Genomic DNA, 21,132 nt, shown 5'->3' with positions numbered 1-21,132 from the left:
CCCATGAGGCTCGTAAAGATCGGGGTTGCCAGCGTGAACGCGACGATCGGCGCCGTCCGCTCGAACGTGGATCGGTGCATCCGCCTCGCGACGGCGATGGCCGAGGACGACGTCACGCTCGCGGTGTTCCCGGAGCAGGTCGTCGGCGGGTACGCGGCGGAGGACCTCGTGCAGTGGCAGGCGTTCGTGGAGAGCCAGCGGCGCGAGCTCGAGCGCTTCGCCGTGGAGACCGCGCGGCTGCGCACGGTGTTCGTCCTCGGCCTGACCGTCGGCGTCGACGGCGACCTCTTCAACGTCGGCGCGCTCGTGCACGGCGGGAAGATCCGCGCGTTCGTGCCGAAGGAAAAACTCCCGACGTACAACGTCTTCTACGAGGCGCGTGTCTTCTCGCGCGGCGTGCCCGGCTTGGACCTCGATGCGCGTGGCGTGTTCTGCGGCGATCGGATCTTCCAGTTCGATTTCGGCCTCCTCGCGATCGAGGTCTGCGAGGACATCTGGTCGCCGGACGGCCCGATGCGGCGGCGTTGTTATTCGGGCGCGGAGATCGTCTGCAACCTCTCGGCCTCGCCGTTCCGCGCGGGCGTCGTGGGCACGCGGCGGGAGATGATCGCGACGCGGGCCGCGGACAACCAGTGCACGATCGCGTACGCGAACCTCGTCGGCGCCAACGACGGCCTCGTCTTCGACGGCGGCGGGTTCGTCAATCAGAACGGCCGGCCCATGCTGGAGGCGACGCGCTTCCGTGAGGGATACGCCGCGACGGTCGTCGACCTCGATCGCACGATCCGCAGCCGCCGCGAGGCGAGCACCTGGAGAAGCGACCTCGAAGCCTTCCGGCGCGAGCAGACGCCCGTGCCCGTGACCGCTCTTCACGAGAAGACGGCCGATCGCTCGAAGCTGCGTTACCCCGCGCCGCCGCCCGGGACCTCGTTCTTCTTGCCCTCGGCGAACCTGCCGGTGAAGACGCCGCGCGAGGAGCTGCTCGACGATTTCTACGACGCGCTCGCGCTCGGCGTCGCCGACTACTATCGCAAGATCGGCGCGTTCCGCCGCATCGGCCTCGCGCTCTCGGGCGGGCGTGACTCGCTGCTCACCTTGCTCGTCGCGCATCGCGCCGCCGAGCTGCTCCACCCCGACCTCGAAGGCGCGGCGCTTCGCGAGGCGGCGGGCTCCATGATCAGCGCGTTCTACATGCCGTCGCGGTATTCGAGCGACGCCACGCAGAACGCGGCTGCGCGCATCTGTGCTGACCTCAGCGTCTCGTTCATGATCGTGCCGATCGAGGACGCGTTCGTGCGCGAGCTCGACGCGACGCGCACCCTGCTCGGACCGGGCGGGCCCGAGCCGACCGAGCTCACGAAGCAGAACGTGCAGGCGCGGATTCGTGGCCAGCGCATGTGGAACTGGTCGAACACGAGCGGCGCGCTCTTCCTGCAGACGGGGAACATGAGCGAAAAGGCGCTCGGGTACACGACCGTCGGTGGGGATCTGGAGGGCGCCTTCAGCGTGATCGCGAACCTGCCGAAGACCGTGGTCATCGCGCTGCTCGAACGCCTGGAGAAGCGGTTTGGTTATCCGGGCATCCGCGCGACGCTGGACACGACGGCGGGCCCCGAGCTCGCGGCGAACCAGTCGGGCGAGGCCGAGCTCATGCCGTTCGAGGTGCTCGACGCGTGCCTCTACCTCTACGGCGCGGAAAAACTCGCGCCGAACGAGGTCGCGCTCGCGCTCACGAGCGTGTTCCCGGATCGGGATCCGGCGCAGCTCGCCCTGTGGGCGGAGAAGTTCGCGCGCCTGTTCACGCAGTCGATCTTCAAGTGGGTGCAATCGCCGCTCGCGATTCACCTCGGCTCGCTCGACCTCGACCGCGAGCGCGCGTTGCAATTGCCCGTCGTGCAACGGACGGAGTGGAAGGGCGGGTGAACCGAGCGGGTTTCACTGGTTGCGCTTGATCACGTGAAACCCGAACGGCGTCTCCACCACGCCGCTCGTCTCGTCCACCTTCAGCGCGAACGCCGCGTCGCTGAAGGGTTTGACCATTCCCTCCGGCTTGAACTTCCCGAGGCTGCCGAGCCTCTCCACCGTCGCCGCGTCGTCCGAATACTCCTTCACGAGCGCCGTGAAATCGTCGCCGGCCTTCGCCTTGGCGGCGACCTCCTCCGCCCGCTTTTTCGCGTCCGCCTTCGAGCGCGTCACCGTCTTCGGCGCGTTCTTCGCGCCCTTGTACGCGACGAGCACGTGCTGGGCCGCGATCGACTCCGGGGGTTTTTCCGGCGCGGCCGCGGCCTTCTCGGGCGTGGGCGCGGGCGCCGCCGTCGGCGTGGGGGTGGGCGTGGGCGCGGCCGCGGGGGCCGCGGACGTGGCGGGCGCGGGGGCCGGCGGCGGCGGATCCTGGCAGGCGAGGAGCAGCGCGGGAACGAGCAGGAGCAGAGAGCGCGGGGAGAGCATGGGGATCCTCATTTCGTCATCGTCTTCGAGAAGACCACGGCCCCGCTTCTGTCGATGAACTCGAACGAGAGCTTCGGCCCGTCGAACTCCATGTACGCGAACCCTTCGACGGCGTCCGAGAAGTAGAGCTGCTTCTCGTCCTTCGGGACGAACTCGAACGTGTCGCGCGTCTTCGCGCCTGCGCCGCTCACCACGAAATGCGTGCCGGGGCAGTCGCCGTCGCGGCCCTTGTCGATGAACTCCAGGTTGTGGTCATGCCCGGTCATGAACATGTCCGCGCCGCAATAGACGGCCTTCTGGAACGCGAACATCCCCGCGATGCCGAGCAGGTTGTTGTCCCAGAAATGCTCGCCCGAGGTGAACCGCGGGTGGTGGCCGAAGACGATCTTCCACGTCGCCTTCGAGGTCTTCACCTTCGCGCTCATCTGGTCTTTCTGCGTCCCGTTCAGGAAATCGACCGTGTCGAGCGCGAAGAGGTGCACGTGGCCGATCGTCACGTCGTACCACGCCGCGGGCATGTGCCATTTGTCGCTCGGCCGCATCCCGGGGCCGCTCCCGAGCGGCAACGACGCGTAGTCGATCTGCGCTTGCTTGTTCCCGCTCGACGTGGGGCCGTGGTCGTGGTTGCCGAGCACCACGTAGAACGGCACGCCGTGGAGGTTCGGCCGGTCGTAGGGCGCCTCGAACTTCTCGCCCCATTGCGGGTCGTCCACGCTCGCCACGCCGTTGTCGTAGAAGTTGTCGCCGTTCACGAGCACGGCGTCGCAGCCGCCCACCTTCTCGCATTTCTCGTTCATTCGATCGGCGACGGCGTGCTGGGCCTCGTTGCCCTCGCCCGTGTCGCCGATCGCGAGCAGACGGACCACCTTCGCCCCCGGGCCTCCGCCCGCGCCGCCATGGCCCGTGCTCGACGTCGACGAGCTGCCCGTCCCGCCTGCACCACCCGCCCCGCCTGCACCACCCGTGGCCCCGGCGCCGCCGCTCCCGGCGCCCCCATTCCCCGCGCCGCCTGCGCCCGCCGCGCCCGCGCCGGTGGTCGCCGTACCGCCCGTGCTCGTGGACGTGTTCACCGCGTCCCCCGAGCTACAGCTCACGATCGCGAGAGGCCCGAGGCAGCACAGGACGAGAGACGAGGCGACGAGGCGCCACGTCCGCGAAAGAGAGCGTCCGAAGTCAGCCATGGAGCGCAATGTACACAATTCGTTCGCGGATGTCGTTATGATAGGCTCCGCCGCGCGGCCGTCATGAGCGCAGAGCCCCTCGTCGTCGCGAGCTCCTCCATCGAACACCGCCGCCCCAGGCTCGGCGGGTGGCTCATGCGCGTGGGCTTCGGCGGCTTCGTCGGCTTCCCCGGGCTCATCGTGACGATCCTGGCGATCGTGGGGCCGTCGAAGGCCGATGCGTCGGTGCCTCTCTCGGTGCTGATCTTCTTCCTCGCCGCCCTCGGGCTCCTCGTCGCGCCGCTCGTGTCGATCGTCGGCGCCGTCCTCACGGCGTTATCGCTCCCGCTGCGGAGCGTCGGCGTGCTTCGGATCGATGGCCAGGGCCTCGTGGTCGTGCAGGGAGGAAAGGAGCGCCATTTCGCGCGCTCGGCCATCGAGGGCGGGCTCGTCCTGCCGGGCACGCTCCTCGATGGGAAGCGCCCGCGGGTCGAGCTTTACCTTCGCCGAGGCGGCGTGCTCACGGCCGAGGTCCCCGACGGCATTGCGGCGCATCGGATCCTCGACCGGCTCGGCATCGACGTGTCGCGGCGGCGCGTGGCCGTCCTGAGCGGCTCGGTGTATCGGCCGCTCGTCACGGGGTGCTTCAGCCTCCCGATCGTCTGCCTCCTCCTGGCGTTCCCGCTCGGCTATTTCATCACGGAATACCCCTCCGCCGATTGGCCCATGCTCGCCTTCGCGTGGGGCGTCATGCTCACGATGGTGTTCATCGTGCGGCTCGTGATGCCGCGCGAGATCATCGTCGGCAGCGACGGGCTGCGCATCCGGAGCGGCTTCGACGATCGATGGATCCCGCATTCGCTTGTTTGCACGGTCGAGGAGACGCCACGCGTGTTGTTCCTCGTCGTCGGCGAGGCCGGGAGGCCCGGCCAGCGGATCGAGGTCGCGACGGGCGACCCGAGCTTCATCCTGGCGGTGGCCGGCCGGCTGCGGCTCGCGATTGCGCTCGGGTCGAACGGCGCGGGCGGTCCGCCGGTCGGGGCGGAGCTCGATCCGGCGGGCAAGTCGTTCACGGAATGGAAGGACAAACTCCAGTCCCTCCTGCTCCACGCGGGATACCGAAAATCCGCCGTGACGTACGAGGAGCTCGTCGCCGTGGTCGACGATCCGGACCTGCCGCCGGGGCAGCGGCTCGGGGCGGCCCTGGCGCTCGGCATCGCCAAGCACCCCGACGGGCGCGAGCGCATTCGCGTGGCCGCGGAGGCGTGCGCGGACGACGCGATGAAACACGCGCTCGAAGAAGCGGCCGAGGGCGAGCTCGACGAGCGAGCGCTGCGGCGCGTCCTCGATTGAAAGGGTCAGTTGACGTCGCGGTCCTGGAGCAGGATCGTCTCCGGGTCGCGCCGGTAGACGAGCTCGCCGTCGTCCGTGACGTCGAGCTTCGCGAGGTCGTCCCGCACGAGGCGGTCGAGCGCGCGCTCGGCTTCCCGCGTGTTCGGCATGCCGAGCTTGGCCGCGACCTCGCGGGCCGTCGCGCCGCCGCCGCGCAGGGCGTCGAGCAGCGCCGCGCGGCTCACGGCGTCCACGCGCCGCGCGGACTCGACCTCCTCGATCATGCCGAGCCCACGCCACACGAAGGTGACGCCCAAAAGGACCGGGAGCATGCCATAAAGGACAAACCCGAGCGCGAGCGTCAGGATCGAGGGGGAACGCAGGGCGGAGAGCCAACCGACCGCCCCGAACGCGCTCGACAGCGCGCCCACCGTGACGAGGGTATTCCCGACCAGGCTCCTGCGTCCGCTCGTGGGCGTGCTCTGTGTACCCATGATCGCCTCGCCGGTCGCCGTGGGGCAACGGGCACGCCATTCGAGGCGAGCAGGCAGAGGATGGGTGGACATCGCCCGGGGAACCTGGAAAGTGCTGATATCGAGGCGTTGGTTCCGGGATTGCGCCGCGTCGCGGGTGAACCTGGAAAGACCGGGGCCAGCAGCCTTCTGGAACGGGCGGGCGCGGCTGGCAGGCGGGGGGCCCTTGGGCGTGCGCTCGCTCGCCGGGCCGGGGACGAGGTTCACCATGATCGAAGGGGAGGTACCGTCGCCGCGGACCGCGGGCCAAATCTTCGACGCGCCTCGCCGGCGGGGCTACGCGCCTCGCCGGCGGGGTTGCGCGCTGCGCTGACGGACCGACGCACCGCGGCGGCGGGCGGCGTGCTCACCCTCCGTGGCGGCGAGGGTGCTCGTCACGGACATTTGCGACGACATTGGCGGATGCGTGGCCGAAGCGCGTCGTTTTTGTGACCTCGCGTCGCTCACCAGGCTTGACGTGACGCCCGCTCGGCTGCTCCGATCCGCGGTTCGGAGGGCAAAAGCATGCGAAACGGGTTCTTTTCTTCGGGTGTTTCGAGGGTCGTTTGCGCGGCGGCGCTGTCCGGCGCGTGGATCGCAGCTTGTTCGGCGACAGGTAACGACACCGAATTCGCCAATTCGGGCAGCGACAATGGCTCCGGCGCGGGGAACGTCGGGGGCCAAGGCGGCGACGGCGGAGGCTTCATCCCGGCCGGCGCCGGCGGCAACACAGGCTCGGGCGGCGGCGATAGCTGCGCCGCCACGAAAAACCAGGCCCAGCAGGTGCCGCTCGACATGTACATCATGTTCGACCAGTCCTCCTCGATGAAGGACAACTCCAAGTGGAGCTCGACGACGGCGGCCCTCAAGGCGTTCCTCGAGCAGCCTGCCGCCGCGGGGATCGGCGTCGGTATCCAGTATTTCCCGCAGTCGAGCGGGGTCGTCTGTCCCGTGATCCCATTCTGCAATGTGGACGCCGATTGCGGTCCGGCCGCCTGCGGCCCCTGCGCCCCGCCCGCGCCCGGCTTCCCCATCAAGACCTGCTCGACCGCCGGCGGCGATTCGTGCAAGCCCTCCGACTACGCCGTGCCCGACGTGCCCATCGCCCCCCTGCCGGCGGTCGGGACGACGATCATCAACTCGATCAACGCCCATTCCCCGTCCGGGAGCAGCACGCCGACCGGGCCGGCGCTCCAGGGCGCCATCGATTACGCCAAGCAATGGGCGACCTTGAACCCCACGCACACGACGGTCGTCGTGCTCGCGTCGGACGGGGAGCCGACCGGCTGCTCGGGCGCCATCACCTCCGTCAACGCCGCGGCGGCTGCGTATAACGGCGTGCCCAGCATCAAGACGTTCGTCATCGGCGTCGGCAACATCACGAGCCTGAACAGCGTCGCCGCGGCCGGCGGGACGGGGTCGGCGTTCATCGTCGACGGGAGCCAGAATGCGACCGAGGAGTTCCTCAAGGCGATGAACGAGATCCGCGGCGCCGCGCTCTCGTGCTCGTACCTCATCCCGCAGCCGCCGCCCGGCGACGACATCGATTACAACGCGATCAACGTCGAGTACACGCCGGAGTCGGGGATCTCGGTCGTCATCCCGCAGGTGAAATCGGCGGCCGACTGCCCCGCGGCGGGCCTCGCCTGGTACTACGACGTCCCCGGGGCGCCGAAGCAGATCGTGTTCTGCGATGCGACGTGCTCGCAGGTCGCGAAGGACACGAAGGCCGAGATCGACGTCCTTGTCGGCTGCGCGACCATCGTGAAGTAAGATTCTCTGGAATCCGAGGTTGACAGTCGTCCCGCTTGCTTCGTAGCATCCGAAAATACCCGAGATGCATCGAAGCGCGCGTTCTTATTTTCCTTTCCTCTGGGCAACGATCGTCCTCGCCGGGTGCTCCGGCGGGGGCGGGGAAGGCACGCCTTCGGACGTCGGCGGCACCGGCGCGGGCGGCTCCGGCGGCGCGGGCGGTTCGTCGTCGTCCACGGGCGGCGAGGGCGGCGCCGGAGGGCAAGGCGGCGCGACGTGCGGGCCCTGCGGCGACCATGCGAGCTGCGACGCGAGCGGCATGTGCGTCTGCGACGCCGGATTCGTGAACGACGACGGCGATTGCATGGACGTCGACGAGTGCACCGAGCAGCTCGACGATTGCCATCCGACCGCTGCTTGCGCGAATACGGTCGGCTCGTTCACGTGCGCATGCCCGCCGGGCACCGTGGGGGATCCGAAGACCGGCTGCGAGGAGCGGTTCGTCGAGATCACCGCGGCGGCGTACCACACCTGTACGCGCCGCATGGACAACGCGATCTTCTGCTTCGGCGCCGGCGGCGGCGGCCGGCTCGGCAATGGCCTCGGCGCGAACCAGTCCGCGCCCGTGCGGGCCGGCGCGGCGGACAACTGGATTCGTGTCGTCGCGGGCTCGGCCCATACCTGCGGGATCAAAAAGACCGGCACGCTGTGGTGCTGGGGCACGAACAACTTCGGCCAGCTCGGGCTCGGGTATACCGACAACCAGACGCTCCCGGCGTTTCTCTCCCTCGAACGCACGTTCTCCAGCGTCGCCGCGGGCGACAACCATAGCTGCGCCGTGGAGAGCGACGGCGGGCTCTTCTGCTTCGGGCGCAACCAGGCGGGGCAGCTCGGGATTGGCAACCTCGACAACAAGCTCGAGCTCTCGCCCGTGAGCGTCGACCCACTCGCGGCGACGCCGGACAAGGACTGGAAGGAGGTCTTTGCCGGCCGCGACACGACGTGCGCGACGAAGCAGGACGGGCGGCTTTATTGCTGGGGGCAAAACAACGAGCTTCAGGTCTCGAAGGTCGGCGGCGGCTCCGTGAGCGCGCCGTTCCTCGTGGAGACCGCGCCGATGGCGGCGGACGCCGATTGGGCGACGGCCGCCATCGGCTTCACCACGTGCGCCGTGAAGAAGGACGGGCGGCTTTATTGCTGGGGCCGCGGGAACGAGGGCCAGCTCGGGACTGCGCTCGGGCCGGCGACGGCGGCGCCCGTGGCGATCGGCGCGGGCAAGGTCTGGAAGCGCGTGCGCGCCAATGCCTTCCACCTCTGCGCGCTCGACGATCAGAACGCCCTCCACTGCTGGGGCCGCAACCAGGCCGCGCAGATCTCGGGCGAGGCGCCGGGCTGGGTGACCGCGCCGATCGACGTCGCGCCGGGGACGAAATGGCTCGATTTCGCGGTCGGCGTCGTGCACAGCGGCGGCGTCACCACGGAGGGCCGCGTGGTCACCTGGGGATCGCGCATCTATGGCCAGCTCGGCGACGGCGCGATGAGCCTCTGGACGGCGACCGCCAACATCGGCGCGGACACGACGTGGTCGAACGTCGCCGCGTACGGCGAATCGGGCTGCGCCGTGAACGGCGCGGGCGAGCTTCAATGCTGGGGCAACAACGAGAGCGGCCAGCTCGGCTTCGGCGACAACAAGACCCGCTCCGCCCCGGCGAAGGTCGAGTTCGAGGCTGCCGCAATGGCTGCCCCTGGCCGCCAGCACACGTGCGTCCTCACGGCCACGGGCAACCTCGCCTGCTCGGGCCGCAATGCGCAGGGCCAGCTCGGCCGGGGGACGAACACCCCGGCGACGTCGTTCGCCGAGATCCTGAAGACGGGCAAGCCTTACGAAGCGCTCCAATGGAAGGAGCTCGTTGCGGGCGAGGAGCACAACTGCGCCATCGCGACGAACGGGACGCTCTGGTGCTGGGGGCGCAGCAACGAAGGGCAGGTCGGCATGAAAAACCCGGCCCTCGGCAACCTCATCCAGCTCGAGATCGTCACCGGCCAGGCGCCGCCCACCGATTGGGTGAGCGTGGCGGCCGGCCAATACCACACGTGCGCCGCGCGGGCCACGGGGTCGCTCTATTGCTGGGGCCGGAACGTGGAGGGGCAGATCGGCAATGGAATGCCGGCGGCCGGCAAGACCGCGCCGTATTTGCTGGGTGACGACTGGAAAGGGCCCGTGGCGGCCGGCGTCAACCACACCTGCGCGATCAAGAAGGACGGCACGCTCTGGTGCTGGGGCCGGAACGCGAACAACCAGATCGGGGACAATACGGCCGTCGATCGGCCGTCCCCCGTGCAGATCGGCGCGGCCACGGATTGGGCCTTCGTCGTCGCAGGCAACGCGTCGACGTGCGCCGGCAAGGTGGGCGGTGGGGTGCAATGCTGGGGCGCGAACAACGTCGGCCAGCTCGGGCTCGGGGACACGGGCCAGCGCAAGGTGCCGACGGCGCTCTCGGGGGCGTTCGTCGTGACGACCCTCGGCTTCGGCCATGCCTGCGGCGTCACGCAGGCGGGCAACCTCGCGTGCTGGGGATCCGGGGAGATCGGTCAAAATGCGCGCGGCGACGGGCTCGCGTTCGCGCCCGTCCCCATCGCGGCGTCCTATTGAATTCATCTGAAGGAGATCGGTGTTGATGTTGCGAGGCGCAAGGGCTCGGGCGTGGTTTGTCCTCGTGTCGCTCGCCGCCGCCGCGTGCGGAGGCGGGGGCGCAGGCGGGAGCGGCGGCAGTGGCGGCGCAGGCGGAAGTGGCGGCGGTGGCGGCGCCGGGAGCGGCGGCAGCGGCGGCGCGGGTGGTGATCCGTTCGCCGTCGACGAATGTGCGCTCGGCCTCGACGATTGCGCGCCCGACGCCGAATGCGTCGACACGCCGGGGTTTTACACCTGCACGTGCAAGCCCGGGTACGAGGGCGACGGCAAGACGTGCGCGGACGTCGACGAATGCACGACGCTTCTCCACGACTGCGACACGAACGCGACCTGCACGAACATGCTGGGCGGGTTCCAGTGCGCCTGCCCCGCGGGTTTCTCCGGCGACGGCAAGACCTGCGACGCGAAGTATTCGTCCGTCTCCGCGGGCCAATACCACGCTTGCGCCATCCGCACCGACAAGACCCTGCATTGCTGGGGCCTCAACACGAGCGGGCAGGTCGGCACCGGCACGTCGGACCAGGTCTTTTTGCGCCCCGTACCCGCCTCCGGCGCGACGAACTGGGTCTCCGTGAGCGCGGGCGGCACGTTCACCTGCGCGCTCGACGAGACCAAGCGCATCTCGTGTTTTGGCTCGGGGAGCGTCGGCCAGATCGGCGACGGCCTCGGCGTCGCGCAATCCACGCCGGCCATCGGCGCGGGCGGCTACGAGGACTGGGTGTCCCTCAGCGCCGGCTCGACCCACGCTTGTGGGATCCGGACGGGCGGCGCGCTGTATTGCTGGGGCCAGAACAACCGCGGCCAGATCGGCGACAACACCACGAACAACGCGCTCTCCCCCGTGCTCGTCGACGCGGGCCCGTGGTCGATGGTCTCGGCGGGGACGGAGTTCACCTGCGGCGTCAAAACGAACGGGACCCTTCATTGCTGGGGCTTCAACAATGCCCGCCAGCTCGGCGACGGCACGAACGCCGGGCAGCGCCTCGTGCCCACGCAGGAGTTCACCGCAGCCACCACCTGGGTGAGCGTATCGACGGGCAACGCATTCACCTGCGCCGCGAAGACCGACGGCACGCGCCATTGCTGGGGCGCGAACTCCGTGGGTCAGGTCGGCGACGGTTTGCTCGCGACGGTCCTCACGCCCAAAGCCGCCGACATGGCCACGGATTGGTCCGCGAACCTGGACGTCGGCGACCTCGCCGGCTGCGGCCAGAAGGCGAGCGGCGAGCTTCATTGCTGGGGGGATGGCAGCGTCGGACAAACCGGCCAGCCGAACAACGAGGGGCCGACCCTGACCCCCTTGCCCGTCGCCAACATCAGCGACTGGGTCTCCTTCTCCAGTGGTCTGCGCTTCGCCTGCGGCGTCCGGCAAACCGGCGACCTCCTTTGCTGGGGCTCGGCGAGCCGCGGGGCCCTCGGGCTGGGTTTCTCCGCGGACCGGACCGAGGTCACGCCCGTCTCCGCGGATACGGACTGGGAGCGGGTCGACACGCAGCTCGACAATGGTTGCGGCATTCGCACCGGCGGAAAGCTCTTCTGCTGGGGCCGCAACGTCTACGGCCACCTCGGCGACGGCACGACGCGCACGCGCGTCACGCCCGTGGAGATCGGCGCGGGCAAGGTCTGGAAGCGGATCACGCTCGGCCGCACGCACTCCTGCGGCATCGCGAGCGACGGCGGCAGCGGTCCGGATGTCCCGTATTGCTGGGGCCTCGACGGAAATGGCGAGCTCGGCAATGGTCCGGTCGTGACGAGCCAGCTCCTCCCCACGGCCGTGAATCCCACCGCCGGCAACGAATCGCCCTGGGTCGAAATCGCCGCGGGATACAACCACACCTGCGCCGTGCGTCAGGACAAGACCCTCTGGTGCTGGGGCCGCAACGCGAGCGGCCAGCTCGGCGACGCCTCCACGGCGACCCGGACCGATCCGAAGCAGATCGCCCCGGCCGAGCCCGCCGATTGGCTCGACGTCGCGGCGAGCGGCGATTTCACCTGCGGCCTCCGCGAGGGCGGAAACGTGTCTTGCTGGGGCCTGAACAACCTCGGCCACCTCGGGCAGGGCGACGTCGTCTCCCCCGTGAACGTGCCGAAGCCCGTCCCCGGGACATATGCGGCGATCGACGCGGGCGCGAATCACACCTGCGGCGTGCGCCTCGACGGCACCCTCTGGTGCTGGGGCCGCAACAACAACGGCGAGCTCGGCCTCGGCAATGCCGTCACGCCGATGATGACGCCCATGCAGGTCGGCAATGCGACCGACTGGGCGCGGCCGTTCCTCGGGCAAGGGTTGTCGACCTGCGCCACGAAAAAAAATGGCGACCTTCATTGCTGGGGCGTCGGCTCCTTCGGCCAGCTCGCCCTCGGCAACCTATCGAGCTTCAACGCGCCGCAGAAGATACCGAGCGTCGGCCCGTGGAAGGTCCTCTCCCTCGGCAACGAGCACACCTGCGGCATCGCGCAGGACGGCGTGCTCTCCTGCTGGGGCGCGGCGTATTACGGGCAGCTCGGCAGTGGCCTGCCGTTCCTCTCGACGCCGACGCCCGTGCTCGATCCCATCTGAAAGGAAAAAGGCCTCGCCCGGGTGAATCCCCCGCGCGAGGCCCTTCTCCGTCATCGAGCCCTTTCAGGCGTTCTTCAGCATCGCCTTGATGAGCTTGGGATCCTGGTTCGAGATGTGATCGTAGGGCAAACCCGCAGCCGTGAGGATGGTCGCGTGCACGTCCGACGGTTTCACGATCGTGCCCATTTCGTCGTCCGGCGCGCCGGTGTCGAGGTTGATCGGGCGCACGTCGTAGTTCGTGTCCCGCGTCGCGCCGATCGCCATGTTGCCTCGGATGCCCTTGCCCGCGACGAGGCACGACGACGCGAGGTGGTGATCACGGCCGCCTTGCTGGTTGATCCGGGGCGTGCGCGCGAACTCCGAGAAGCAGAGCAGCGTCGTCCGATCCCAGTAGGGCTTGCCATTCCCATCGAGCGTGTTCTTCAGGTACGTGATGAGATCACTCACCGCGTCGAAGCCCGCCCGCTGCCGCGCCGGGTGGTTCGACGGCCAATCGTCGTCGAAATGGGCGTCCGTGACGTTGACGAGCCGCAGGAGGACGACCTGCGAGATGCCATTCACGAGCGCCTGCGCCGCCAGCGCGGCCTGGCCCTTCGGCTGCCCCGCGAGCGTCGCCCCCGGGTTCGTCGGGTTCACGCCGAACGTCTCGTAGAGCTTCGCGAGCTGGCTCGTGGCGGGCGGGTTCGGCTTGAAATCGAAATGCTTCCAGAGCCCGCCGTTCGCCAGCGTCTGCGCCGAGCGCCACGCCGACAGGTGCGTCGAGATCTGCTTGCCCCGGGCGTCGAGCTGTTGGTGCAGGCAATAGTCGTCGTGGTGGAACTTCGCCGCGGCCTGCTCCACCTTGCCGTCGAGCGAGAGCGACGCATTGAGCGGCCGCAGCACCTGCAGCATCTCGTTGTAGCTCGGCACCGAGAGCCCACTCGCGAGCGGCGAGAGCCCCTCGTTGTACGTCTCCGCGCCGCCCGCGACGAGGTTCGGAATCTCGTGATGGTCGAGCAGCCCCGAGGCCGCCGCCCACCACGTCTCCAGGGAGCTGCCGCTCGCGGCGAGGCCCCGCGGGAACTTGCCCGTGAGGAAATACCGCCGCCCGACCTCGTGCGTCAGCGTGCCCATGCTCATGCCACGCACGACGCAAAGATCTTTATAGTGCGTGTTCGCGAGCTTCGACATCGTGGGCCCGTAGGCGACGCTCGAACCCACGGGCTTCACGAGGCCCGTGCCGCCCGTCTCGTCCTCGATGACCTTCTTCGTGGGCCCGTCGGTCACCATGTCGAAGCCCGTGTAAATGCCTCCCGCGGGCTCGCCGAAATCGTGGTGGTTGCGCGGGTCGAGGCTATACAGCGTGTCCCAGCCGCCCGAGAACTCGCACATCACGAGGAGCGGAGCGGTGTCCGGATCGACGTTGTCCGCGCGCGCGTGGCGCAGGCCGAGCAGACCGTCGAGGAGGAGCGCGCCGCTCGCGGCGCCGAGCGCGCCGAGGAGCGTGCGTCGTGAAAACTGGCCTTTTTGGCTCATGGCGTGTTCCTCCTCAATCGTTGTGGAAAAGGGGAGACTCGAAGAGCGTGACGCACACGCCCCGCCATCCCTCGGCTGCGGCCGTGATTTCGCTGCCGTTCGGCGACGCGACGCTCGAGACGCCCGCGTCGTAGACGGCGCGCAGGTTCGTGATCATCGCGTCATCCGCGGCCACGCGCAGGCCGAGGAAGCGGAGGACCACGTATTGCAGGTTCTCCGTCACCTCGGCGTCCGTCGCGGTCCCGTCCACGGGCGCCTTCGGGAAGAGCGCGCGGGAAGCGCCCGCGCGCTTCATGTCGTTCTTCGCCATCTGCATGCAGATGTCGCGCGCCGCGTCCCCGACGAACTTGAGGTAGAGCGCGTTCGAGACCGTGCTCTCCTCGGTCGAGGTCTGGTAATCGGGCCGGCCGAGCGCCTTGCCGAATGCGAGGTCGCTGAACCCGTCACGGTTGTTGACGCGCCAGAAGATCGGAGCGCCGTACACGTCGTTTCCGGCGACCTTCGTCATGGCGGCCTGGAGCGTGTCGATGCGCAGGCGCCGCACCCCGGCCGCGGGGCCCGGGAGCGTGCCGCCGCCGAGGTCTTCGGGCGCTTTTTCGGTTTCGCCGTTTGCGGTGACCGAGGGCGCTTCCCAGGGATCCGCGGGGCCTTTCGTGCCGGCGTCCGGCGCTTCTTTCGTGCACGCGGCCGCGGTGAGCGCGGCGAGCGCGACGAGGTACGTGAGGCGAGACGCGCTCATGGCATCCTCCGATAGGCGGGCAACTTGACGAGGTCCCGGACCGCCTGACGAATGTCGTCGTGGACCCGGAAGTCCGCGGCGATCTTGGCGAGCGCGTCGCCCTCGTAATCACCCGTCGTCGGATCGAGGTTCGGCTCGCGTTTCATGAGGTACGAGAAGAGGTGCTCGATGGCCACCTCGTGGAAGCGCCCGCTCTCGATGTCGGCCTTCACGAGATCGGCCGGACCCGCCTCGAAATGCGGCCCGATCTCCGGATGCTCGTCGTCGGCGTACTGGAGCGCCTTCAGCGTGTACGGCCTCAGATCGGGGTCCGTCTCGTCCGGGATCGCCACGTAATGGCGGTCGCACCACCCCGCGTTTTGCGGCGCGATGCCCTTGGCGCAGGCCTTGCGGGTCGGGTATTCGCGGGCGAAATCACGCAGGGACATGCTGCCGGCCTCCGTGAATTGCCCGAAGTACGCGGCGATCGGCTCCAGCGTCAAGTGGCAGTTCCGGCAGACGCAGCGGCGCGTGAGGTCGTCACTCTCCTTCGCGCAGTTCGTGTCCTTCGTGCTCGGCGGCTGGAAGTATTGCCCGAGGAACGCGATCCGGTAGCGATTCGCCCGGCCGCGGTTCGTCTGGAAGCGCAGGAGGAACGCGGGCAGGGTCAAGAGGCCCGCGTGCGGCGCCTCGCGTTCCACCGCGACCCACGTATCCACGTCCGTGAACGCGAGATCGGGCAGCGGGCCGTCCGACGCCTGGTGCTCGTTCTGGGTCCGCGAGAGCGTTTGCCGCTGCGCGTGGTACTTGAAGTAGAACGCGAGCGGACCATTGTAATGCACGCGCTTCGTCGTGAGCAGCCCCGAATACGGCTGCGTCCCGTCCGTGTGCTCGTCGACGAGCCGGAGCAACTGCTCGCGCAGCGCGGCGTGCACGAGCGGCTGCACGACGCCGGCCGGCATGCAATAGCTGAGCTCCGGGCCGCAGCCGCAGGACTTCGCCTTGTTCGTGGCGAGCAGGTGATCACACGAATGCGTCCCCGCGTCCGGATCCCCGGGCGGCAGGGTGTACGTCGCCGTCGTCTGGGCGTCGAACGCGCAGACCTTCACCTTTTTCGCCGGGTCGGCCTCCCAGAATGGATGCACCTCGACCCAGCCCTCGGCGGACCACGCGCCCGCGGCGTCGTTGCCCATGGGCTCGACGATCGGCATTCCGGTCACGGGATCGTACCCAAGCGCGTCCTGGGGCTTGTTCTGGCAGGTGTGCGTGCCGTCGCCGCCGCGGAAGAGCGCGGACTTGCCCTGGCCGGGGACGTAGTAGACCGGGCTCCCGTCGAGGTTGACGGTGCTCAGCGAGAAACCCACGTCGGCGAGGGCCGGGGCCGGGTTCGTCCAGAGCAGGCTCTCGTGATAACGACGGATCTGCACGCGGAAGGCGTCGCTCGCGAGGTACTCGTCGAGGAGCGCGTCGGGCAGCTCCGAGAGCTTCGCGACCGCGTCGTATTCGGCGACGTCGGGCACGGTCCCGCGTAGATCGATCGAGAGGCGTCGGAGCTGCCGTTCGACGGGTAGCTCCCGGTGCAAAAAACATTGCTCACCCTCGTCGGCGAGCGCCACGGAGGGCGCGGTCGCGAGGAGGGCGAAGCATAGCGCTTGCCAGCGTCGTTTGCTTTTCATGGGGGGTACGGCTCGGGGTCTAAGGGGGGCACCGCGGGCGCAGCGGACCAGACTCCAGTGGAACCGAGCCATAACGCTTCGTCAACCATCTCTTGGGCGTGGGGACGAAATTTGTTACCCTGCCAGGCCGTGCTCGACTCCCTCAATCTACAGTCCCATCGAAGAATGCCGCGTAGGCACCTCCTGCATCTCGTCGCGATGCTCTCCGTGATCACAACGGCGGCTTGCGGCGAGGCACCTCCCACGAATGCCGGCCCGAGCGGCGGCGGGAGCGGCGGCCCGCCCGAGCTCGCCGTCGTCTACGGCGCGCCCACGACATCGAACAACGAACCCGAGAGCGCCACGTTCACGATCGAGGGATACTCGACCGCGATGGGCAGCCAGGGCGCGCTCGTCACCGTGGGCACGACGACGGGCGTTTACGAGCTCGCGGCGTCGGGCCCGACGCTCCTGCCCATCGTCGGCGACGCGCCCGATTTGCCGAGCGAGACCGGCGCCGTGCGCGCGATGGTCGGGTATGAAAGCGGCGTGCTCGTCGCGGCCGAGGCCGGCGTGTTTTTCACGCCGGGCGGCGTGCTCCAGCGATCGCTCGGCGCCGCGGAGCTCGCGCCGCTCGGCATTCAGGCGATGCGCGCGCGCGTGGCGGACGACGACGGTGACGGCACGGCCGAGACGCACCTCGCGATTCGCACGGAACAAGGCGCTTACGAGCTCGGCGGCGGCGCGCTCGTGGCGTGGACCGTCGAGGGCGAGGCGGGCCGGCCCACGGCCGTCCTCGCGCAGAAGGAGCGCGTGTATCTGGCGTATGGCGAACGCGTGTACGAGATTGACAAGGCGAGCGGCAAGGCGTATCCGCTCGTCTTCGACGTCGGGTTCGTCCAGGCCATGGCGTGCGGCAGCCTCGCGTGCGAGGACGGCTCGCTTGTCTATTTCGCCTCGGACGCGGGGCTCGTCGAGCGCTCGCCGAGCGGCGAGTATTCGCTGTATCCGCTCGCCGCCGAGGGCGGGTCTGCGACGGGGATCGACGCGTTCGCGCTCGACGCGAGCAAGCAGCGCTTGTACGCGCTCGCGGGGGATTGGGTCCTCCGCGTGCGCGCGGGCGAGGTGCCGGAGATCGTGGCGACGCTCGGGCCGGCCGAGGCGCCGCGCTCGCTCGCCGTCGACAAGATCGGTGACGTGTGGACGGGCGAGGGGAAGACGACGCAGAAGCTCGCGCTCGGCACGCCGCTCTCCTTTCTCACGGACGTCAAGCCCATCATGCGCGAGTATTGCGCCGATTGTCACGCGTCGGGGACGCGCGGCGCGCCGAAGATCGATTTCGAGAACTACGACGTCGTGCTCGGCCTCGTCGACCGCGTGATCGCGCGCGTGGCCGACGAACGATCGATGCCGCCGCCGAACTACGAGAAGAAGCTCCCGGCGGACAAGATCGGGATCGTGAAGGAGTGGGCGGTCACGAAGGCGCCTTGAGGCGCCTCCCGGGCATCAGGAACGATAACGCGCGTCGTACAGGAACGCGCGCTTCGTGGTGGCCTCTTTGCCGTCGGGATTGCGCACGACGACGTCGACCATCTCGCCGTTCTTGCCCGGCGGCGTCTTGACTTCGAGCGTCGAGGCCGAGACGAACTTGACGCGCTGGGCAGGCTTGCCGCCGAAGAGCACGGCCGACTCGGCGACGAAGTTTTTCCCTTCGATGCTGACCTCCGTGCCGCCCTCGACCGAGCCTTTGTTCGGCGCGACGGAGTCGATCGCGGGGGCGGGCGAGGGGTCGTAGCGGAACGCATTCTTCACGACCGTGTTGCCCGCGTCGCCGCGGCCGACCTCGATGTCGACGAACCCCGACATGCGCGACGGCGGCGTCACGGCTTCGATCATCGTGGCCGAGCGGACGACGGCGCGCTTCGGCGCTTGCCCGCCGATCCGCACGAACACGTGCTCATCGAAAAAGTCGCCTTCGAGGACGATGCGCGTCCCGCCGACCATGGGGCCATTGCGCGGCGTGACGCCGTCGACGCGCGGCGCCGGGCGTGACTCGTACGTGAAGGCATCCTCGCGGCGCACGACGATGCCGAACCTGTCGACGAGCTCGATCGCGACGAGGCCCGGCTGCGTCCTTTGCGGCAGCTCCACCTCGATCTCGTGCCGCGAGCGCGTCCGCGAAATGGCCCGCACCTCGCCGATGCGCACCACCGTATCCGCCTCGAAATTGTCGCCGGCGAGCCGGATCGTCTGCCCGCCCGCGCAATAGCCGCGGTCGGGGCGCACCTCGACGAGCAGCGGCGGCGTGGGCTCCGCCTCGTACGTGAAGGCGCCTTCGAGCTTGGTGATTTGCCCGTCGGGGTTTTCGATTTCGAGGTCCACCAGGCCCGGCTCGTTCGCCCGCGGCGTCACGAGCTCCAGCGACTCGGCGCTGCGGAACGTGACGGTGGCCTGCTTGCCGCCGAGCCGCGCCACGCATTGCGGATGGAAATCGACGCCCGTCACGGCGACGCGCTTCGAGCCGCCGACGAGGCCCGACGCGGGCGAGACCTCGCGCGCGTACGGCGTCGCCAGCCGATAGGTGAAGAGTTCGGCCGCGAGCGCGGAGAGGCCGTCGGGGTTCGTCACGCGCAGCTCGCCGTGGAAGAGCTGCTCCTGCGGCGGCGTCACGAACCGGATGCGCGAGGGGCTTTCAAAGACGACCTCGGGCGCGCGGTTTCCGAAGAACGTGACGCGGCAGCCCTCCTCGAAGTTGCGGCCTTCGACCACGACCTCGGTGCCGCCGCGCGGCGAGCCTTCGAGCGGGGAGAAGCGCTCGATCGACGGCCCCTCATCATAGACGATCTGAATGACGGAGCGCTGCCCGTCGGGGTTCTCGATCACGATCTCGACCGACCCCGGCGCGTGCGGCGGCGCCTCGATCTCCAGCGTGAAATCGTCGAGCCGTTTCGGGTTCGTACAATCGTCGCCGTCGACGAGCACGCGGCAGCCGTCGGCGAAGTTCGCGCCGTAAAGCGAGATCTTCGTGCCGCCTTGGGTCGAGATCTTCGCCGGCCGCGCCGCCGTGACCACCGGCCCCGGCGCGCCCATCATCGGCGGCGGCGGAGGCGGCTCGGTCCCGCGCTTCTCCTCGGCCGCGGCGCCTTCGCCTTCGGCTTTCGTCGCGCTCTCGGTCGCTGCCGCGGCCTCCTTATCGAGGTCGAGCGCCGAATGCATCTCCAGGCGCACCGGCGGCTTGTCCACGAGGGCAGGCGGCTCGACGATCGCGGGTTTGTCGACAATCACGGGCGGCTCCACGGGCGCCGGTTTGTCGACCAACGCCGGCAGATCGGGCGGCAGCGGCACCGGCGCGGGCGGGAGCGGGGGCGCGTCGAGGGCGGGTTTGTCCACCAGCGGCGGCGGCGCGACGCTCACGGGTTTGGCGCGGGGCTCCCACAGCTCGACGTCCCGGCCGTCCGGATCCTTGAGCGACGCGAAGACGCCCGAGGGCCTTTCGAGGATCGGTCCCACGTCGATGCCGTCCTCGCGCAGGCTCGACGCGACGGCCTGGAGGTTCGGCACGCGCAGCGAGAGCGCGCATTCCCTGCGGCCTCGCGCGAGGGGTTCGAGCGCGAGATCAATGACGAGCGACGTCCCGCCCGTGCTCATCGACTCGTAGCGCCGTGTCCCCTCCACCCGATCAAACGAGAGCCCCGCGGCGCGCGCATAAAACGCGCTCACGGCTTCGGGGTCCGCTGCGTAGAGGACGATCTTGCCGAGCCCGAACGTTGCCATCATCACACCCGAATGCCCTTCCGCCGCGCATGGTAACAGAGCCGCGGGGGCATGGGAGGCTCTTCCCTTGACGGCGCGCGACAAGGCTGGCCTCCTCCGGGACATGTCATCGCTCGAATCGTATTTCCCGACACTCGACACGGCGCGTGCGCGGCTACCGTTGCCGGCAGGGGAGCCGGTCTTGGTGGAGCGGCTCGCGATGCTGGTCGTGCACGCGGCGTTGATCCGGCGCACGAGCTGGGCGGAGGACGTGGAGGGCGCGCTTACGACGCTCGAGCGCGGCGAGCCCTCGGTGCCGGACGATCTCGAGGTGCGCCACCATGTACGGCTCGACGCGGACCTCGGCGGCGGCCCGTGCACGGCATGCGCGGCGACGCCGGGCAAACGGACCTGCCGTGTCTGCGAGGGCAGGGGTACGATCTTCCTGTCGCCCTGCTCGTGCGCCAATGGATACATCCCGTGCCCGACGTGCGGCGGCACGGCGAAGTCGAACCGGGTGCGGCTCCGCTATTACACGGACGCGCCGGCCTTCTTGAGCGAGGCCTACATGCCCACGTACATCACGGCGGTGCCGGCGCTCTTCGGGCTGGAGAGCCGCATGGAGCAAGACATCCAGTTCCAGCAGGCGTTACCGGAGGAGCTGCGCTGCCACGACCTCACGGGCCGCGTCGTCGGCTCGGCCTATCGCGGCGGCGAGCGTCTCGTTCGGCCCGACTTCCACGGCCATGATTTCGCAGACACGATCGACAAAGGGCTCGCGGGCCTCGCGGCGATCGGTGCCGGCGCGAGCGTGGTGCGCCACGTGGTCCGGGCCTATGCGTGGCCGTTCTTGCGGGTCCAGTGGGGGACGGGGCAGGACGTGGCGATTTACGTGGACCGGATCGGGAGCCTCAAGGTGTTCGGGGAGGGCAGCGTCCTACCGTCGCATGATTGACGGGTTCCCGTTCCACCCCGGAAACGTTCCCCAAACTTTTCACGCTCCCTGGAGCCTCGCTCTCTTGCCGGCCGGGCCGG

Annotated in this window: 14 protein-coding genes; 7 read left to right on the top strand and 7 right to left on the bottom strand. The window is 69.2% G+C overall.

From position 1 onward, the window contains the following. Positions 1–3: 3 nt before the first annotated feature. A complete protein-coding gene (gene nadE / locus E8A74_RS03545; protein WP_136927469.1) occupies positions 4–1,923 on the top strand; it encodes an NAD(+) synthase in 1,920 nt (639 codons plus the stop codon). Between the two features lie 12 nt (positions 1,924–1,935). Here nadE and E8A74_RS03540 read toward each other — a convergent pair whose 3' ends face one another. Both E8A74_RS03540 and E8A74_RS03535 read right to left on the bottom strand, forming a co-directional pair. After that, positions 1,936–2,448: a peptidylprolyl isomerase gene (locus E8A74_RS03540; RefSeq protein WP_211365276.1), complete on the bottom strand. Its 513-nt coding sequence runs from the start codon at positions 2,446–2,448 to the stop codon at positions 1,936–1,938. Between the two features lie 8 nt (positions 2,449–2,456). After that, the gene (locus E8A74_RS03535; RefSeq protein ID WP_136927467.1) at positions 2,457–3,629 is read right to left on the bottom strand and encodes a metallophosphoesterase; all 1,173 of its coding nucleotides are present in this window, start codon (positions 3,627–3,629) and stop codon (positions 2,457–2,459) included. Between the two features lie 63 nt (positions 3,630–3,692). Here E8A74_RS03535 and E8A74_RS03530 point away from each other — a divergent pair, with 63 nt between their 5' ends. Further along, a complete protein-coding gene (locus E8A74_RS03530) occupies positions 3,693–4,961 on the top strand; it encodes a hypothetical protein (protein WP_136927466.1) in 1,269 nt (422 codons plus the stop codon). Positions 4,962–4,966: 5 nt separating this feature from the next. Here the strand turns inward: E8A74_RS03530 and E8A74_RS03525 are convergent, their stop codons facing one another. Next, the gene (locus E8A74_RS03525) at positions 4,967–5,506 is read right to left on the bottom strand and encodes a hypothetical protein (protein WP_136927465.1); all 540 of its coding nucleotides are present in this window, start codon (positions 5,504–5,506) and stop codon (positions 4,967–4,969) included. Positions 5,507–5,977: 471 nt separating this feature from the next. On the opposite strand from E8A74_RS03525, the gene E8A74_RS03520 reads away from it, so the two are divergent. From E8A74_RS03520 to E8A74_RS03505, 3 genes are all read left to right on the top strand, one after another. Then, entirely contained in the window at positions 5,978–7,225 is a 1,248-nt protein-coding gene (locus E8A74_RS03520; RefSeq protein WP_136927464.1) for a VWA domain-containing protein, read from the top strand. Positions 7,226–7,289: 64 nt separating this feature from the next. Continuing rightward, complete coding sequence (locus tag E8A74_RS03510) at positions 7,290–9,857, top strand: RCC1 domain-containing protein (protein WP_170228827.1); 2,568 nt, start codon at positions 7,290–7,292, stop codon at positions 9,855–9,857. A 64-nt stretch (positions 9,858–9,921) separates the two neighbouring features. Next, positions 9,922–12,456: an RCC1 domain-containing protein gene (locus E8A74_RS03505; protein WP_170228826.1), complete on the top strand. Its 2,535-nt coding sequence runs from the start codon at positions 9,922–9,924 to the stop codon at positions 12,454–12,456. 63 nt (positions 12,457–12,519) lie between these two features. Here E8A74_RS03505 and E8A74_RS03500 read toward each other — a convergent pair whose 3' ends face one another. Genes E8A74_RS03500 through E8A74_RS03490 form a run of 3 tightly spaced genes read right to left on the bottom strand, consistent with a single transcriptional unit; the run spans position 12,520 to position 16,365 of the window. Further along, on the bottom strand, positions 12,520–13,971 hold the full coding sequence (locus E8A74_RS03500; RefSeq protein WP_136927460.1) for a DUF1501 domain-containing protein: 1,452 nt from the start codon (positions 13,969–13,971) through the stop codon (positions 12,520–12,522). Positions 13,972–13,984: 13 nt separating this feature from the next. After that, positions 13,985–14,710, bottom strand: a complete 726-nt coding sequence (locus E8A74_RS03495; protein ID WP_136927459.1) for a hypothetical protein — start codon at positions 14,708–14,710, stop codon at positions 13,985–13,987. Further along, entirely contained in the window at positions 14,707–16,365 is a 1,659-nt protein-coding gene (locus E8A74_RS03490) for a hypothetical protein (RefSeq protein ID WP_136927458.1), read from the bottom strand. The genes E8A74_RS03495 and E8A74_RS03490 overlap by 4 nt, the downstream gene beginning before the upstream one ends. Before the next feature lie 165 nt (positions 16,366–16,530). On the opposite strand from E8A74_RS03490, the gene E8A74_RS03485 reads away from it, so the two are divergent. Further along, positions 16,531–17,835, top strand: a complete 1,305-nt coding sequence (locus tag E8A74_RS03485; RefSeq protein ID WP_136927457.1) for a hypothetical protein — start codon at positions 16,531–16,533, stop codon at positions 17,833–17,835. A gap of 15 nt (positions 17,836–17,850) precedes the next feature. Here the strand turns inward: E8A74_RS03485 and E8A74_RS03480 are convergent, their stop codons facing one another. Next, the gene (locus E8A74_RS03480) at positions 17,851–20,121 is read right to left on the bottom strand and encodes an IPT/TIG domain-containing protein (protein WP_170228825.1); all 2,271 of its coding nucleotides are present in this window, start codon (positions 20,119–20,121) and stop codon (positions 17,851–17,853) included. A gap of 64 nt (positions 20,122–20,185) precedes the next feature. On the opposite strand from E8A74_RS03480, the gene E8A74_RS51820 reads away from it, so the two are divergent. Beyond that, positions 20,186–21,052 carry a hypothetical protein gene (locus tag E8A74_RS51820; RefSeq protein WP_170228824.1) on the top strand — a complete coding sequence of 289 codons (867 nt, stop codon included), beginning with the start codon at positions 20,186–20,188 and terminating at the stop codon, positions 21,050–21,052. The last annotated feature ends 80 nt before the right edge of the window (positions 21,053–21,132 follow it).

The organism is Polyangium fumosum, from assembly GCF_005144585.1.
GTDB lineage: Bacteria > Myxococcota_A > Polyangia > Polyangiales > Polyangiaceae > Polyangium > Polyangium fumosum.
Note: the sequence above shows the minus strand (reverse complement) of the source record. Positions and strands in the feature narration are given on the sequence as shown.

Bases quoted from the DNA above. Each gene is read 5' to 3' on its own strand.
- nadE (WP_136927469.1), top strand. From the start codon at position 4: ATGAGGCTCGTAAAGATCGGGGTTGCCAGCGTGAACGCGACGATCGGC.
- E8A74_RS03540 (WP_211365276.1), bottom strand. From the start codon at position 2,448: ATGCTCTCCCCGCGCTCTCTGCTCCTGCTCGTTCCCGCGCTGCTCCTC.
- E8A74_RS03535 (WP_136927467.1), bottom strand. From the start codon at position 3,629: ATGGCTGACTTCGGACGCTCTCTTTCGCGGACGTGGCGCCTCGTCGCC.
- E8A74_RS03530 (WP_136927466.1), top strand. From the start codon at position 3,693: ATGAGCGCAGAGCCCCTCGTCGTCGCGAGCTCCTCCATCGAACACCGC.
- E8A74_RS03525 (WP_136927465.1), bottom strand. From the start codon at position 5,506: ATGTCCACCCATCCTCTGCCTGCTCGCCTCGAATGGCGTGCCCGTTGC.
- E8A74_RS03520 (WP_136927464.1), top strand. From the start codon at position 5,978: ATGCGAAACGGGTTCTTTTCTTCGGGTGTTTCGAGGGTCGTTTGCGCG.
- E8A74_RS03510 (WP_170228827.1), top strand. From the start codon at position 7,290: ATGCATCGAAGCGCGCGTTCTTATTTTCCTTTCCTCTGGGCAACGATC.
- E8A74_RS03500 (WP_136927460.1), bottom strand. From the start codon at position 13,971: ATGAGCCAAAAAGGCCAGTTTTCACGACGCACGCTCCTCGGCGCGCTC.
- E8A74_RS03495 (WP_136927459.1), bottom strand. From the start codon at position 14,710: ATGAGCGCGTCTCGCCTCACGTACCTCGTCGCGCTCGCCGCGCTCACC.
- E8A74_RS03490 (WP_136927458.1), bottom strand. From the start codon at position 16,365: ATGAAAAGCAAACGACGCTGGCAAGCGCTATGCTTCGCCCTCCTCGCG.
- E8A74_RS03485 (WP_136927457.1), top strand. From the start codon at position 16,531: ATGCCGCGTAGGCACCTCCTGCATCTCGTCGCGATGCTCTCCGTGATC.
- E8A74_RS03480 (WP_170228825.1), bottom strand. From the start codon at position 20,121: ATGATGGCAACGTTCGGGCTCGGCAAGATCGTCCTCTACGCAGCGGAC.